The sequence below is a fragment of the Paraherbaspirillum soli genome (assembly GCF_042654985.1).
Classification (GTDB): Bacteria; Pseudomonadota; Gammaproteobacteria; order Burkholderiales; family Burkholderiaceae_D; genus Paraherbaspirillum; species Paraherbaspirillum soli.
In genome coordinates this window covers 123196-139110 of sequence record NZ_JBHSMT010000005.1, presented here as the reverse complement: position 1 = coordinate 139110, position 15915 = coordinate 123196, and the positions used below count along the sequence as shown (strand labels likewise).

Below are 15915 nucleotides of genomic sequence, written 5' to 3'. Positions count from 1 at the left end.
GGATGCATTGGTTAAAAGTTAGAACGTATACCCAACCTGCGGCGTCTTCGCTTCCAGCTTGTCCAGCAAACGCACCAGCGGAATCAGCTCGCGGTAGCGCAGCGCGGTTTTGCGGACGTATTCCAGCACCAGCGGCATGTCTTTCAGATAAGCCTCTTTGCCGTCGCGGTGATGCAGGCGCGCAAAAATGCCGAGTATTTTCAGGTGCCGTTGCAGCCCCATGAACTCAAAGTCGCGGTAGAACGCGTCAATATTGGGATTGACCGGCAGGCCGGCGCGCTTGGCGCGTTCCCAATAACGGATCGCCCAGTCCAGCACTTGTGCCTCTTCCCACTGGATATAGACGTCGCGCAGCAGCGATACCAGATCGTAGGTAATCGGTCCGAACAGCGCACCCTGGAAATCCAGCACACCAGGATTGCCGCTTGGCAGCACCATCAGGTTGCGGGAATGATAATCGCGGTGTACGTAAACTTGCGGCTGGGCCAGGTTGTTGGCCAGTAGCGCATCGAATACCTGGTTGAGGTCGGCATTCTGCTGCTCGGTCAGCGTCACATTCAAATGCTTGGCCAGGTACCATTCCGGGAAAATTTGCAATTCCCGCAATAAAAATGCGCGGTCGTACTCCGGCAGTACATCGGGTTGGCTTTTGGTTTGCAGTAATACCAGCGCGTCGATGGCGTCCATATACAGCTGGTGGGCGTTGTCATTGTTTAACTGCTGCAGATAGGTCGTGGAGCCGAGGTCGGACAGCAGCAGGAAGCCGCGTTCCACGTCTTGCGCCAGGATCTGCGGCACCGACAGGCCGGCCGCGCCAAACAGGCCGGCGATCTCGATGAACGGCCGCACGTCCTCTTGCGGTGGCGGCGCATCCATCACGATCAAAGTGCGGCCATCGGCGGCGTCGATCCTGAAATAGCGCCTGAAACTGGCATCGGCGGAAGCCGGGCGAATGGTTGCCGGCAATGTCGGAATGGTGTCCAGAGCGGCCAGCCATTCGTGTATTTGAGTCAAGCGCAGATCGGGTGCAGCAGGGTCAGACTTAGGTAATGGCATCAAGCAATCCAGGAATACGAGCGTCTCTAAAAACCTACTACGCGGCCCAATCTCGAAGCTGCGATGCTCGCCGTACCTCCGTACGGCTGTGCTTCTTGCTCCGACCTTGCGCCGCTCGCTACGGTTTTTACAGGTGCCCTACAGTTGTTGGTAGTGAGTTCCCATATAATAAGGGATTAATTTCAAAAAATCGCCTGCCATGGTGTTTGCCCAATTCATTTCATGACCCGGTCCTCCTCAGCGCTATCCAAGCAATTACAGTCAGGCGGACGTTTACCTCAATTACCGGCTGTGCGACGCATGTCCCTTCTGGTGGCCTCTGTGGTCGCAGCGGCGTCGATGCCGATGTGGGCGATGGCGCAGTCGGCCAAGCCGTCGCGTGCCGATGACAGCAACGCCCCCACTACGGTACAGGCTGAGCAGATGACCGGTCGTCCGGATCGCGTTATCAATCTCGATAACGACGTCGATCTGGTGCGCGGTCAGACTGAGGTCCAGTCCGACAAAGCGACTTACCGGATTATTGAAAACGAAGTGGAAGCGCACGGTTGCGTACGGATGAATCGCTATGGCGACAAATATACCGGCGACGACTTGCTGCTGAACATGGATACCGGGCAGGGGTTTATTACCAAGCCGACTTTCAGGTTTAAATCCAATGATGGTCATGGCAGTGCCGAGCAGATCGACTTTGAAGATGAAGAGCATGCCAAAGTCATCACCGGCACCTACACCACCTGCCCCGGCACCAAGCCCGACTGGTATATCAAGTCGAGCAGGCTGGACATCGACAGCGGCGGTGACGAAGCAGTCGCTCACAACGGTATTCTTTATTTCAAGAGCGTGCCGATCCTGGGCGCACCGAGCTTGTCGTTCCCGTTGTCGGACGAGCGCCGATCGGGCGTATTGCCGCCGGTTCTTGCCACCACCAACAAGGGTGGTTTTGAGCTCAGCGTTCCCTACTATTTCAATATCGCCCCAAATCGCGATTTGACGCTCTATCCGAATCTGATCACGCAGCGCGGCTTGCAAATGGGCGCCGACGCGCGCTATCTGGGCACCACTTATAGCGGCCAGACCAAGCTTGAGTTTTTGCCCGATGACAGGTTGACCAAGACCAATCGTTATGCGGTGCAGTCGATTCATACGCAGACGCTGGCGCCCGGTTTAAGCATGAACTGGAACGTGAATGTCGCATCGGACGATCAATATCCCGATGATTTTTCGCATTCGCTGACGCAAGCTTCGCAGCGGCTATTGAATCGGGAGCTGGATCTCACTTACGGCGGCTCTTTCTGGAGCGTGGTGGCGAAAGCGTCCCGCTACCAGGTGCTGCAAGATTTTGACGTCAATGGCACTCCCTTGCTTGCTCGCCCGTACGACCGTATGCCGCAGGTGACTTTTACCGCCGCCAAGCAGGATATTTTCGGTTTCGACTGGACAGTGAATGCCGAATACGCCCGCTTCTGGAATAGCGAGCTTGATCCGGTATCCAAACAAAGCGCGCTGTTGCCGCTTGGTGGCGACCGTATTTACATCAATCCGCAGCTTTCGTATCCGATCATTCGTCCGGGCTATTTCCTGACGCCGAAAATACAATTCGACGCCACCAGCTATCACATTGCCAACAACCAACCGGGTGCGCACAACGATTTCAGTCGCGTATTGCCGACTTTTTCGGTGGATAGCGGTTTGATTTTTGAACGGAATGCCAAACTGTTCGGCAATGCGATTACGCAGACGCTTGAGCCGCGGCTGTTTTATGTGCGCACCCCGTTCCACGACCAGAGTCAGTTTCCGCTGTTCGACACCAGTGCCGCGGATTTCAACTTTGCGCAGATTTTCAATGAAAATCGCTACGTCGGCCATGACCGTATCAGCGACGCCAACCAGCTGACCGCTGCGGTTGTTTCTCGTTTTATCGAGGAATCCGGGCTGGAGCGCTTGCGTTTGGGTATCGGTCAACGGCTTTACTTTACCGAACCGCGGGTGAAACTTGGCGCTGCCGATACGATCAATACCAGCCGCTCCGATTTGCTGGCGTCGGCGGGGGGGCAACTCACTTCAGCTGTCGGTATCGACAACACCGTTCAATATAGTCAGAGTAACCAGCAGTGGGTGCGCGCCAACTCCACTATCCGCTTTCAGCCGGCCCCGAAAAAAGTCGTCAATCTTGCCTTTCGACTCGACCATACCAACTTCGATTTGAACAAAAAGTACCTGAAGCAAATCGACTTGTCCGCGCAATGGCCGATTGCGCAGCGTTGGTATGGCGTTGGCCGGGCCAACTATTCTTTGCAGGAAAAGAAAACGATTGAAGGCTTGCTGGGACTTGAGTACAAGGCCGACTGCTGGGTCTTCCGCATGGTTGCTCAACGGATACCGACATCGTCGCAACGCACCACTACAGGATATTTCTTCCAACTCGAATTGAACGGTTTGTCCAAAATCGGTTCCGATCCGATCAATGTCCTGCGCAGCAGCATCCCTGGCTATCAGAATATCAATCAACCCGACACGGTCTTTAATCGTTGAACCCGTCATTCTCACCTATGAACGTTTTCCCAAATATGCGTAAAGCCCATCATCCCCAACTCGCTGCGATTGTTTTTTCGTTGCTGTCCGCCACCGTCTCCAGCGTCTGGGCGCAAGCCACGCCGACGCAGCCAACACCGCCGGCGATCGCCGCTCCCAGCACTGCACCTGCCAAGACCGCGCCACGGGCCGAGTCGCATGCTGCCAAGGCGACGCCGCAAACTGTCGATGCGATCGTCGCGGTAGTGAATACCGACGTGATTACCCAGCAAGAATTGGCGATGCGCATGCACGATGTGATGCAACGTTTGCGCAGTCAAAATGTCGAGTTGCCGCCCGCTGCGGAATTGCAAAAGCAATTGTTGGAACGGATGATTCTTGAGCGCGCCCAGGTACAACTGGCGAAAGAATATGGCATTGCGGTCGACGACACCATGCTGGACCGCGCGATTAGTCGAATTGCGGAACAGAACAAACTGTCGATGGCGGACTTCCGTCGCCAGCTGGAGCACGACAAGATTGCTTTCCCGGCCTTCCGCGAAGAAATCCGGCAAGAGATTTTATTGCAGCGTTTGCGCGAGCGCGAAGTGGACAACAAGATTCAAATTTCCGAATCCGAGGTCGATAATTACATCGCCGCCGAAAATAGCAATAAACAAACTGCGCAGGAACTCAATCTGGCCCAGATCCTGATTCGCGTGCCCGAAAATGCTTCTGCCGAACAAATTGCGCAACGCGCCAAACGTGCCGAAGAAGCCATGCAGCAAATCAAGTCCGGCGGTAACTTCGCCACCGTATCGGCAGCTTATTCCGATGCCAGCGATGCCTTGACCGGCGGCGATATGGGTTGGCGCGCGCAGGATCGTTTGCCGTCGATGTTCGTCGAAGCGGTGGCGAATCTGAAACCGGGGCAGGTGTCGGGAATTTTGAAGAGCTCCAACGGCTTTCATATCGTCAAGCTGGTCGATCGGCGCGCAAGCAGCGGCAGCAAGACACCAGCGGCAACAGCCACCCAGCAGACACACGCCAGACATATCCTGATCAAGGTCACGCCGACCGTGTCGGCAGCAGAGGCCAAGCGTCGCCTGCTCGAACTGAAAGAGCGCCTGGATCATAATGCCGCCAAATTCGAGGATCTGGCCAAATTGTATTCGAACGATTTATCGGCCTCCAAAGGCGGCGATCTCGGTTGGCTCTATCCAGGCGATACGGTGCCTGAGTTTGAACGTGTCATGGATGCCTTGAAGCCTGGTCAGATCAGCGATCCGGTGGAATCGCCTTTTGGTTATCACCTGATACAGGTTGTCGAGCGCAAGTCCGACGACGTCTCGAAGGAGCGTCAGCATCAGGCTGCCCGGCAGGCAATTCGCGAGCGCAAGCAAGAAGAAGCGGGCAACGAATGGCTGCGTCAACTGCGGGATCGCACCTACGTCGAATATCGCAACGACGAACATTGAGCATCGAATACCGTGCCCAGCCGCGTCTTATGAGCCAGCAAATGTCCGATCCATCCACCGTTGACGCCAATCTGCGGCAGCGTCCGGTGCTGGCCGTCACCTGTGGCGAACCGGCCGGTATCGGCCCGGAAGTTTCGATCAAGGCGGCCTGGCAGTTGCGTGCCGAAATCAATAGCGTGCTCATCGGCGATGCAGCTTTTCTGGCGATGATCGCAGCCGAGATCGACCCGCAGATCCGGCTGGTCGCACTGTCGCAACAAGCGCTGCGCAACAATGGCTTGCCGCAGTTTCCGCAAGACCGGATTGCGGTCATCGATTGCGCGCTCGACGCCCATGTAAAACCGGGCCTGCTGGATGCGCGCAACGGGCGCGCGATGTTGCGCATGCTGGACATCGCGATCGACGGCGCGCAGCAAAAGATCTTTGACGGCATGGTCACGGCGCCGCTGCAAAAAAGTACGATCAATGACGCCGGCGTGCCGTTCACCGGCCATACCGAATATCTGGCTGAACAAAGCGCGACCGCCCAAGTCGTCATGATGTTGGCGACGGACCGGGTCACACCGCCGTTGCGAGTGGCACTGGCGACCACCCATTTGCCATTGAAGGATGTGGCGGCGGCGATCAACTTCGACAGCCTGAGCCGTACCATCGATATCCTGCATGCCGATTTGCAGAACAAGTTCGGCCTGAAGCAGCCGCGCATATTGGTCACCGGCCTTAATCCGCATGCCGGCGAGGGCGGATACCTTGGGCGCGAGGAAATCGATGTCATCATCCCGGCGCTGCAAGCTGCCAAAGCGCGCGGCATAGCCGTCAGCGGTCCTTATCCGGCCGATACGCTGTTCCAGCAAAAATATCTGGCCGATGCCGATTGCGTATTGGCGATGTATCACGACCAGGGTTTGCCGGTACTGAAGTACGCCAGTTTCGGGCATGGCATCAACATCACGCTCGGCCTGCCGTTTATTCGTACTTCGGTCGATCATGGCACCGCACTGGATCTGGCCGCTGCCGGCTTGGGCCGCGCCGATCACGGCAGCATGATTGCCGCGCTCAATGCCGCGGCGCAGATGGTGCGTGCGACTGTGCGTTGGGCTGACTAGGTCATGTAGGTCGGAAAAGCGTAGCGCTTTCCGACGGCGAGAATCGCACCAGCTGGTCAAGCCCTTGGCTTTTTTCGGCGGTGCACCGGATGTCGGAAGGCGCTGCGCTTTTCCGACCTACGCGGACCACGGAGCGCAGGCGGTGATGCCGAAGATTTTTCTGGTGATGCGACCAACGCGTCACCCGCACCAGCAACAAGAAGTAGGGCGGATGAGCGCAGCGTTATCCGCCGTTTTAAAGGTATCAAACGTAAGCGGAACATCAGACGGTGGAAAAATTGATAAATAAGGCCGCGCCCATCCACCCTACTAGTAAATAAGCCATGAAACACATCCCCCGCAAGCGCTTCGGCCAGAATTTCCTCACCGATGACGCCGTGTTGTACGACATCATCCGCGCGATCGATCCGCAAGCTGACGACAATATGGTCGAAATCGGTCCCGGCCTGGCCGCCATGACCCGCCTGTTGCTGGAATCGCTGAAACAATTGCATGTGGTTGAACTGGATCGCGATCTGGTGGCGCGTTTGCAAAAGACCTTCGATCCGGCCCGGCTGCATGTGCATTCCGCAGATGCGCTGAAATTCGACTTTGGCAGTATTCCGCTGATCGGCGACGGCAAGTTGCGGGTGGTCGGCAATCTGCCGTACAACATTTCCAGCCCGTTGTTGTTCCACCTGACGCAGATCGCACCACAGGTACGGGACCAGCATTTCATGTTGCAAAAGGAAGTGGTGGAACGGATGGTGGCGGAGCCTGGCAGCAAGGCATTCGGCCGCCTGTCGGTGATGCTGCAATGGCGTTACCACATGGAGTTGCTGTTCATCGTGCCGCCGACCGCCTTCGATCCGCCGCCGCGGGTCGACTCCGCAATCGTGCGGATGATCCCGATTGCACAGCCCCTGGTTTGCGATCAGCAGAAGCTGGAAGACGTGGTGCTCAAGGCGTTCACGCAGCGCCGCAAGGTGATTCGCAATTGCCTGTCCGGCATGTTCACCGAGAACGAATTGATCGATGCTGGAGTTGATCCGCAGGCACGGCCAGAGGCAGTGCCGATGGAGCAATTTGTGGCGTTGGCGAATCGATTGCAGTCGCCTGCTGCCCAGTAGTTTGTCGAGTGGGGCATGTCCCGCAAATGGAGTATTTCATATTCCTCTACGCGACAGCCCCTAGTAAATACTGCCTTAATGTCGCGGCTTGTACCCGATTAATATGATCTGGGACAAGCACTTCACATTCCAAGTTTTGCCGCCACGCGATCTCACACTCAATTCCCCCCCGAGTGATCGAGTACAAGAAATTTCGGATAGAAAAATCAGATTTGTCTCTCTTTTGATTAGAGTGTTATTAAATTATTATTAATCGTGCAGTAATCAATGTTCTTTTAATAATTTTTATCTGCGCATCAATAAATCTCTAGGCAAAAGTTGCCATTTCTCCTTTTTCTATAGGCGTCAAATTCCTTTATGCGTCCACTCCCATCCAAGATTTTAGTAACGCTGGCTAGCCTTTCTGCTTCTGTCGTATTGACGGCTTGCGGAGACTCCCATGACTTCCCGCCAAAACCCCCGCTCGTACCGGAAGATCCGCTGCAGTCCTATCGGAAGCAATCGATAGATTGGCAGCAGTGCGATGCAACGGTCTTTGGCTACGACCCTGTCAACAATCCCAATGCTGTTCCCAAACCGAAGGAATACGCCAGCTGCGCCAATATCCGGGTGCCTCTGGATTACGCAAATCTGGCAAAAGGCGATGCTTCCATCGGTGTGGTGCGTGTGTACGCGCGTACTCCAGCCGCGCGAGCCGGTGCGATTTTGTTTAATCCGGGAGGACCGGGTGGAGACGGGATTGCACTTGCCCCAATGTTCGCCGACTTGTGGGAGAAACCGTCCAGCGATGACAGCGACACCCAGGCGACCAACGCACTGCGTGACCGCTACGATCTGATCGGATTTTCTCCGCGTGGCGTTGGCGCCAGCAGTCGCTTGTACTGTGCATCAAACGAATATCTGAAGCCAGTGTTCAATCAGATTGATGACCGCAGCGCGGAGAATATCGGCAAGATGCGATACAACGCAGAACTCACTGCAAGCGCGTGTAAAAAAAATCCTATCGTTGCTTACATTAACACTGAGCAAACGGCGCGCGATGTGGACATGATCCGCTCCGTGCTCGGCGACGATAAGCTGAACTACCTTGGTTTTTCGTATGGCACCTGGCTAGGCGCCTGGTATGCAGGCTTGTTTCCTGAGCATGTCGGCCGGATGGTGTTGGACGGCAATATGAATTTTGCCGCTACGACTTTTGACGAAGGCGGTGTCGTGGTGCAGCCACCGTCCTTGCAGCGCATATTCGATAACATTTTGGGTGAATATGCAGCTCGTCATCCGGATATTTTTAATCTGGGCGACAACCCAGGCGTCACCCGCGCTGTTCTCGATTCGCTGCAACCGGATTTGAAGAGCGCCTTGATTGGTGAAATAGGAGATAGCTTATCTGATCCGGACATCGCCAATCGAAATGTCATGAGGGTCACTGCTGCTAACGGCCTGAAACAATTAATCGACGCTAACCCGGAGGCCGACATTGAACAACTCGAGCAACTGGTCCTGGCATATCCATTTACGTCCAGCCAGGCTTTCAACGCCTATTCCAATTTAAACGATGAAATGGCTGCGCGCTATTTGGCGCTACGAATGCTCGAGCCCTATTTCAGGAACAAAGGCAAGGGCGTTGGTCCGAATGAAAATAAACCCCTGGTGCTACCTCCTGAAACGGCCGTATTTCAGACCGTTGTATGCAACGACACGCCGAGAATCAGTACGGACCCAGGGTTTTGGCTCAACATGGGCAACAAATATGCCGCCGACTATCCGGTAGGTACGAACAGCAATGTCACAGCCAGTCCGTGTAATCACTGGAGCAAGCCAACGACCAGCAAGCCGTCGATCACGGCGATTGCCAATACTTTTAGCCCGTTGATGGTGCAGACCCAGTTTGACGGTCAGACCGCCACCGAGCCGGCGATGAAGGCCTTCGATGCCTTGCCGAAGGCTAGCCTGGTGTTCGTCAAGAATGAATACCAGCACGGTTCTTATCCGCACGAGACGGCTTGCGTGGATCGCAAGGTGATCGACTATCTGCTCAACGGCGCGTTGCCGGAGCGGCGTACGGACTGCGATGGCAAGCCGCTGGCGCTTGATGTCCCAGTGCCGTCGTCACGGAATCTGAAGCCTAAAACCGCCGACCCGGAACAGGCAGAGCGTCAACGCGTGATTCAGAAAATCCATGATTTGTATCGCCGCAACGCGATCAAATTCTGATGTTGGAGGAAGCGGCGCTGTGCGCCGTTTCCGTTATGGGATTGCGGTCGCCTACGTTACAAAGTCACGCCGCCCCAATGCCCCGGCTTGCGCTCGATCAATTCGATCTTGTAGCCATCGGGATCTTGTACAAATGCGATAACGGTAGTGCCGCCCTTGACCGGACCGGCTTCGCGGGTGACGTTGCCGCCTTGTGCCTTGACGTCGCTGCAGGCTTGGTAGACGTCTTCCACCGCGATCGCCAGATGGCCGAAGGCGGTGCCGTGGTCGTAGCTGCTGACGCCGTAGTTATAGGTCAGTTCGAGTTCGGCGTGATCGGGGTTGCTGCCGTAGCCGACGAAGGCCAGCGTGTATTTATATTCCGGATTGTCGCTGGTGCGCAGCAGTTTCATGCCGAGCACCTTGGTGTAAAAATCAATCGAACGTTGCAGGTCGCCGACGCGCAGCATGGTGTGGAGGATTCGCATGATGATGGTCTCTTGTTGGTTGGGAAGGGATCTGTTCCGGCTACGCGGTAATGCTTGCGCAGTTTTAATGCATGAATCTGCCGAGCGTTAGAAAACCGGAAGCGTTTCTTGCGCGCTGTCGCGCAAGGTTCTTCTGGCTGTTTCAAACTCGGGGAAAATCGATTGTACCGTGGCCCAGAATCGCGGGCTGTGGTTCATTTCGCGCCGGTGCGACAACTCGTGCGCAATCACATAATCGATCAGCGGCAGCGAAAAATGTATCAGGCGCCAATTCAAACGTATCCTGCCGTCGGAGGTGCAGGAGCCCCACTGCGTGGCGGCCGACGACAGTGCAAACGAGCGGTAGCTGACGCCGAGCTTCGCCGCATACAGCGGCAGCCGTTCGCTGAATACGCGTCTGGCCTCCATGTGCAGCCAGCCCAGCACGCGATCTTTCAGATACTGCTCGCTGGCATCGGCCGGCAGGCAGACGGTGAGCTCGTCCAGCGCCGCATCAAAATGAACTCCGACCATCTGGGTGGCGCGAATGCGCAACGTGATCTGGCTGCCCATATAGGGCAGGGTGGCGCCATCGCTCCATTGCATCTGCGATTGCGGACGGCGCGCCGAGCGGTCCCGGTATTCGCCCAATTTGGTAAAAATCCAGCGTTTCTTTTCACGCACGGCATTGTCGATTTCCGCCAGCGTGACCCATTTGGGCGCGGTGACGCGCAGGCCGTCGTCGCTGATCAGGAAGCCGATCGAGCGCCGCTTGGAACGCAACAAGGTGTAATCGAGTACGTGCTCGCCAATGATCAGGCGGCGCATGCCGGGTGGTAGAGGTACTGGCTTGTCTAGCGGGGGAATGGCAGGCGGCAGGGCCGGCAGTCGATCCGCTGCAGGTGTCGGCTGATCGGTACGGGGCACGCTAGCCGCCGTACCGGCATCAAATAGATCCAGCTGCAACGCTGGTTGCAGCGGTAGTTGGGTTGGTGGATTTTTTTGCAGTAATTTCAATGGCGTCGATGTTCGTTTTTCTTAGCGTTTGGCATAAGCATGAGGCGAAAGCACCCGCATTTCGGATTCTATCCAGTTTTCAACCAGCCCCATCAATTCGACGCTGGTCAAACCGTCCGGAGCGATCGGTTTGCCGATCGAGACCGTGACCAGGCCAGGTTTCTTGATGAAGGAATTCTTGGGCCAGCATTCGCCGGCATTGACCGCGATCGGGATTACCGGGGTGTTGGTTTCTACCGCCAGACGGGTGCCGCCGAGCTTGTACTTGCCGGTCTGGCCGACCGGAATCCGCGTGCCTTCCGGGAACATGATGACCCACTGGCCGTCCGCCAGCCGCTTGCGGCCTTGCACCACCACTTGTGCGAACGCGTCGCGGCCTTTGCTGCGATTGATCGGGATCATTCGCAGCAGTGCAATGCCCCAGCCGAAAAACGGGATGTAGGTCAGCGATTTCTTGAATACGAACACCAAGGGACGCGGCGTCATCGGCAGCAAGAAAATGGTTTCCCATGCCGATTGATGTTTGCACAAGACGATGGCTGGCGCATCCGGGAAGTTTTCCGCGCCTCTGACCTGGTAGTCGATGCCGCAGATGACCTTGGCCATCCAGATCACGATCACGTTCCAGCGCGAGGTCCAGTAATAGCGCTTGGCGTAGGGCAGCGGGGCAAACAAAATGCAGGCCATCGACCAGACTACGGTCAGCACCGTCATCAGCAGGAAGAACAGCAGCGAACGCAAAAACAGGGAAAAACGTGACATGCAAACTCCATTTTCTTAACTTGCGGGACAGAGTTTAAGAGGCGCCGCAGCGTGCCGAATTACTCTGTCCACAACTAATTAGATACGACGTCAAAATTGCTACGAAATTTGATTAGCAAGTAGGGTGGATGAGCGTAGCGTTATCCACCGCTTGATGCCCCACCTATGTTTGATACTTATAAAACGGCGGATAACGCTACGCTCATCCGCCCTACGCTCTTGCTGACTATTTGCGGGACAGAGTTTACGAGGCACCGCAGCGTGCCGAATTACTCTGTCCTCAACTGATTAAACAGCCAGTTCCACCGGCTTCTTCAATATAAAATCGACCGCTGCCGACAGGTCAGGGTAAATCAGCGTGCCGGGCGGCAGGCCGCCTTTTTCGCAGGTTTTTTCGCCTTTGCCGGTAAGTACCAGATACGGCGCGCAGCCTGCTATAAAACCAGCCTGCAAGTCGCGCAGGGAATCGCCGACCGTCACCACGCCGCCGCGCAGGCTGATATCGAAGCGTCGGGCGATGTCGTGAAACATGCCTGCTTTGGGCTTGCGGCAATCGCAGTTGTCGTCGGCGGCATGCGGGCAAAAGAAGATCGCATCGATTTCCGCCCCGACCAACTGCGCGGCGCTATTCATTTTCTGGTGAATCGCGGTCAGCGCCTGCATGTCGAACAAGCCGCGCGCAATGCCCGACTGGTTGGTTGCCACCACCACCCGATAGCCGGCCTGATTCAAGCGCGCTATCGCTTCCAGCGAGCCCCTGATCGGCTGCCATTCATCGGGTGACTTGATGAAGGCATCGGAGTCCTGGTTGATAACGCCGTCGCGGTCGAGGATGATTAACTTCATAGTCTATTTTTTGTGGGACGGAGTCCAAGCAATTTAAGAATGCGCAAAACACAGTAGGGTGGATGAGCGCAGCGTTATCCACCGTTTGATGTCTCTCTGCTCGCGTTTGGTGCCTCTAATACGGCGGATAACGCTGCGCTCATCCGCCCTACGAGCTAAGCAGAAAGTTAAGCTGCCAACTTCGAAATATCCGCAACCTGATTCAACATCACGTGCAGATTCGATAGCAACGCCAGCCGGTTGTTGCGCAACTGCTCATCTTCCGCCATGACCATCACATCGTTGAAGAAGGCATCGACGTTTTGCCGCAATTGCGCCAGCGCTTTCAATGCGCCGCTGAAATCGCCTTTGGCAAAAGCCGCATCGACTTGCGGTTTCAGCGCATGCATCGCCGAGAACAGCTGCTGCTCCGCCGCATCGCGCAGCAGATCGTGCTGTACGTCGCTGCTGACGCCATCGGTCTTCTTCAGGATATTGGTGATGCGCTTGTTGGCGGCAGCCAGTGCTTCGGCCTCGGGCAAGGCGGCAAACGCTTGTACCGCGTCGAGCCGTTCGATGATGTTGTCGAGCCGGTCCGGCTGTTGCGCCACCACTGCTTCAATTTCGCTCTGAGAATAACCGCGTTCGCGCAGCAGTCCGCGCAAGCGGTCGTACAGGAAGGGCAGCACATCGCTGCCAGGGTCCTTGAAGTTGGGATTGCCGGCAAACTGTTTCGCAGCGTCTTTCAGCAACTGATTCAGCGATACCGGCAGCCGTTTTTCCAGCAGCATGCGCAACACGCCCAGCGCGTGACGGCGCAATGCAAACGGGTCCTTGTCGCCGGTCGGTTGCAGGCCGATGCCCCAGATGCCGACCAGCGTTTCCAGCTTGTCGGCCAGCGCTACTGCGGTGCCGGTGCCGGTAGCAGGCAGTGCATCGCCGGCAAAACGCGGTTGATAGTGTTCCGAGATGGCTTGCGCAATATCATCCGCTTCGCCGTCGTGACGTGCGTAGTAGGTGCCCATGATGCCTTGCAGCTCGGGGAATTCGCCCACCATGTCGGTCAGCAGATCGGCCTTGGCCAACAGCGCGCCGCGTTCGGCCAGCGCAATGTCGGTGCCCAGCAGTTTGGCGATTGCGGCGGCCAGTGCCTGGACCCGTTCGGTGCGCTGCAACTGGTTGCCGAGCTTGTTGTGATACACGACGTTGGCCAGCAGCGGCACGCGTTCGGCCAGCTTCTTTTTCTGATCGTGTTCAAAGAAGAATTTGGCGTCAGATAGCCGCGGGCGTACCACGCGCTCATTGCCCTGGATGATGTCGTGCGGATCATCGGTAGCCAGATTCGACACGATCAAAAAGCGCGAACGCAGCTTGCCGGCGCTGTCGGTCAACGCAAAATATTTTTGATTGGTTTGCATGGTCAGGATCAGGCATTCCTGCGGCACCGCCAGGAACGCATCCTCGAACTTGCAGGCATACACCACCGGCCATTCGACCAGTGCGGTGACTTCATCCAGCAAAGCTTCCGGCATCAATACCTGATCGTCGGCGGCACTGGTCAGCAACGCGCTGCGGATTTTTTCCTTGCGCTGGTCGAAGCTGGCAATCACTTTGCCTTCACTGGCGAGCGTCTCCGCATAGCGGTCGGCGTTTGCAATCGTGACCTCGCCTTGCGACAGGAAGCGATGGCCGCCGGTGGTGCGTCCCGCATCCAGTCCGAGCAAGGTCAGCGGCACGATGTGTTCGCCGTGCAGCGCAATCAGGCCATGAGCCGGCCGCACGAAATTGACGGTGGTGCCGGCAGCGTGACCGTGCTGACGTTGATAGCTCATCTGTTTCGGGATCGGCAATTTGGCAACGGCTTCTTCCAGCACCACTTGCAAGCCATTGGATAGCGCGACGCCTTTGGCGGTGTAGCTATAGAAAAAGCTTTCGGCCTTGCCGTCCGGTGCGCGTTCCAGCTGGGCCGGCGTGATCGCATCGGTGTTGGTGGCGGCTGCCAGCGCGGCCAGTTTCTTGAGCAACGGGGCTGTCGGCTGGCCTTCGGCGTTCAGCGCGACCGACACCGGCAGCACTTTTTCGCGCATGGTTTTGTCGAGCGAAGTAGCGCGCACGTGGCTGATCGACACCGCCAGACGGCGCGGTGTCGCGTAGGTGGTGGCAAGCGCGTCCTGATCCAGGAAGTCGCGTGCCTTCAAGCCGTTGAAAATTCCATTGGCAAAGGCCTCGCCCAGTTTTGCCAGCGCCTTCGGCGGCAGTTCTTCGGTGAAGATTTCGATTAACAGGGTATTGCTCATGCCAATTCCTCCCCTGCGCGGCGAGCGACTGCCCCCATGTATTCATCTCCAAATTCTTTTAACAATAGATCGGCATTTTGCTCGTTGATCTCCCACAGCGGGAAGCCGAGCTTGGCGCGCGAATCGTAATACGCCTGCGCCACTGCGCGCGACAGATTGCGGATCCGGCCCATATAGGCGGCTCGTTCAGTGACCGAGATCGCGCCGCGCGCATCCAGCAGATTGAAGGTGTGGGCCGCTTTCAGGACCATTTCATAGGCCGGCAGCGCGAGCGGCACTTCCAGCAAACGCTTGGCTTGGGTTTCATAGTTGCTGAACAGCGGGAACAAAAATTCGGTGTCCGCGTATTCAAAGTTGTAGGTCGATTGCTCGACTTCATTCTGGTGGAACACATCGCCGTAACTGAGGCGCTTGGTCACGCCGTTCTCGACCGTTTCGGTCCATACCAGATCGTAGACGTTTTCAACGCCTTGCAAATACATCGCGAGCCGCTCGATACCGTAGGTGATCTCGCCCAGCACCGGCTTGCAATCGAGGCCGCCGACTTGCTGGAAATAGGTGAACTGCGTCACTTCCATGCCGTTCAGCCAGACTTCCCAACCGAGACCCCAGGCCCCCAGCGTCGGATTTTCCCAGTCGTCTTCGACAAAGCGGACGTCGTTGCGTTTCAGATCCAGGCCGAGCGCTTCAAGCGAACCGAGGTAGAGGTCGAGAATGTTTTCCGGCGCCGGTTTGAGCACCACCTGGTATTGGTAGTAATGCTGCATCCGGTTCGGATTCTCGCCGTAGCGGCCATCCTTGGGGCGGCGCGACGGCTGCACATACGCAGCGCGCCAGGGCTCGGGCCCGATCGCCCGCAGGAAGGTGGCGGTATGCGATGTGCCGGCGCCGACCTCCATGTCATAAGGTTGCAGCAGGGCGCAGCCTTGCGCATCCCAATAATTTTGCAGCTTGAGAATAATCTGTTGAAATGTAAGCATCTTTTTGTCGCTTTTCCCTATGGCAAAATGCCTGCTGAAGAAGCGGAATGTGGTTTCGCTAAAACCAGCGATTTTAGCGGGTTTTGATGGGCTTAGGTGCGCTTCGGCCTG

General features: G+C 56.6%; 12 protein-coding genes. 5 read left to right on the top strand and 7 right to left on the bottom strand.

What is annotated here, in order from left to right; genetic code table 11:
• Positions 1-18: 18 nt before the first annotated feature.
• Positions 19-1056, bottom strand: a complete 1038-nt coding sequence (locus tag ACFPM8_RS01550; protein ID WP_378994252.1) for an aminoglycoside phosphotransferase family protein — start codon at positions 1054-1056, stop codon at positions 19-21.
• A gap of 300 nt (positions 1057-1356) precedes the next feature.
• Between ACFPM8_RS01550 and ACFPM8_RS01545 the strand changes: the two genes are divergently transcribed.
• From ACFPM8_RS01545 to ACFPM8_RS01525, 5 genes are all read left to right on the top strand, one after another.
• Positions 1357-3591, top strand: a complete 2235-nt coding sequence (locus tag ACFPM8_RS01545; protein WP_378994250.1) for an LPS-assembly protein LptD — start codon at positions 1357-1359, stop codon at positions 3589-3591.
• A gap of 35 nt (positions 3592-3626) precedes the next feature.
• Positions 3627-5048: a peptidylprolyl isomerase gene (locus ACFPM8_RS01540; RefSeq protein WP_378994248.1), complete on the top strand. Its 1422-nt coding sequence runs from the start codon at positions 3627-3629 to the stop codon at positions 5046-5048.
• Between the two features lie 41 nt (positions 5049-5089).
• Positions 5090-6154 carry a 4-hydroxythreonine-4-phosphate dehydrogenase PdxA gene (pdxA, locus tag ACFPM8_RS01535; protein WP_378994246.1) on the top strand — a complete coding sequence of 355 codons (1065 nt, stop codon included), beginning with the start codon at positions 5090-5092 and terminating at the stop codon, positions 6152-6154.
• Between the two features lie 323 nt (positions 6155-6477).
• Positions 6478-7263 carry a 16S rRNA (adenine(1518)-N(6)/adenine(1519)-N(6))-dimethyltransferase RsmA gene (gene rsmA / locus ACFPM8_RS01530; protein WP_378994244.1) on the top strand — a complete coding sequence of 262 codons (786 nt, stop codon included), beginning with the start codon at positions 6478-6480 and terminating at the stop codon, positions 7261-7263.
• Between the two features lie 357 nt (positions 7264-7620).
• The gene (locus ACFPM8_RS01525) at positions 7621-9477 is read left to right on the top strand and encodes an alpha/beta fold hydrolase (RefSeq protein ID WP_378994242.1); all 1857 of its coding nucleotides are present in this window, start codon (positions 7621-7623) and stop codon (positions 9475-9477) included.
• Positions 9478-9533: 56 nt separating this feature from the next.
• Here ACFPM8_RS01525 and gloA read toward each other — a convergent pair whose 3' ends face one another.
• The 6 genes from gloA to glyQ all read right to left on the bottom strand — a co-directional run bounded on the left by gloA (position 9534) and on the right by glyQ (position 15804).
• Positions 9534-9944, bottom strand: a complete 411-nt coding sequence (gloA, locus tag ACFPM8_RS01520) for a lactoylglutathione lyase (RefSeq protein ID WP_378994240.1) — start codon at positions 9942-9944, stop codon at positions 9534-9536.
• 87 nt (positions 9945-10031) lie between these two features.
• On the bottom strand, positions 10032-10940 hold the full coding sequence (locus tag ACFPM8_RS01515) for a M48 family metallopeptidase (RefSeq protein ID WP_378994239.1): 909 nt from the start codon (positions 10938-10940) through the stop codon (positions 10032-10034).
• A gap of 21 nt (positions 10941-10961) precedes the next feature.
• A complete protein-coding gene (locus ACFPM8_RS01510) occupies positions 10962-11702 on the bottom strand; it encodes a lysophospholipid acyltransferase family protein (protein WP_378994237.1) in 741 nt (246 codons plus the stop codon).
• A gap of 288 nt (positions 11703-11990) precedes the next feature.
• Positions 11991-12548 carry a D-glycero-beta-D-manno-heptose 1,7-bisphosphate 7-phosphatase gene (gene gmhB / locus ACFPM8_RS01505; protein ID WP_378994235.1) on the bottom strand — a complete coding sequence of 186 codons (558 nt, stop codon included), beginning with the start codon at positions 12546-12548 and terminating at the stop codon, positions 11991-11993.
• 167 nt (positions 12549-12715) lie between these two features.
• Positions 12716-14824, bottom strand: a complete 2109-nt coding sequence (gene glyS / locus ACFPM8_RS01500) for a glycine--tRNA ligase subunit beta (RefSeq protein ID WP_378994233.1) — start codon at positions 14822-14824, stop codon at positions 12716-12718.
• The gene (gene glyQ, locus ACFPM8_RS01495) at positions 14821-15804 is read right to left on the bottom strand and encodes a glycine--tRNA ligase subunit alpha (protein ID WP_378994232.1); all 984 of its coding nucleotides are present in this window, start codon (positions 15802-15804) and stop codon (positions 14821-14823) included. The genes glyS and glyQ overlap by 4 nt, the downstream gene beginning before the upstream one ends.
• Positions 15805-15915: the final 111 nt, after the last annotated feature.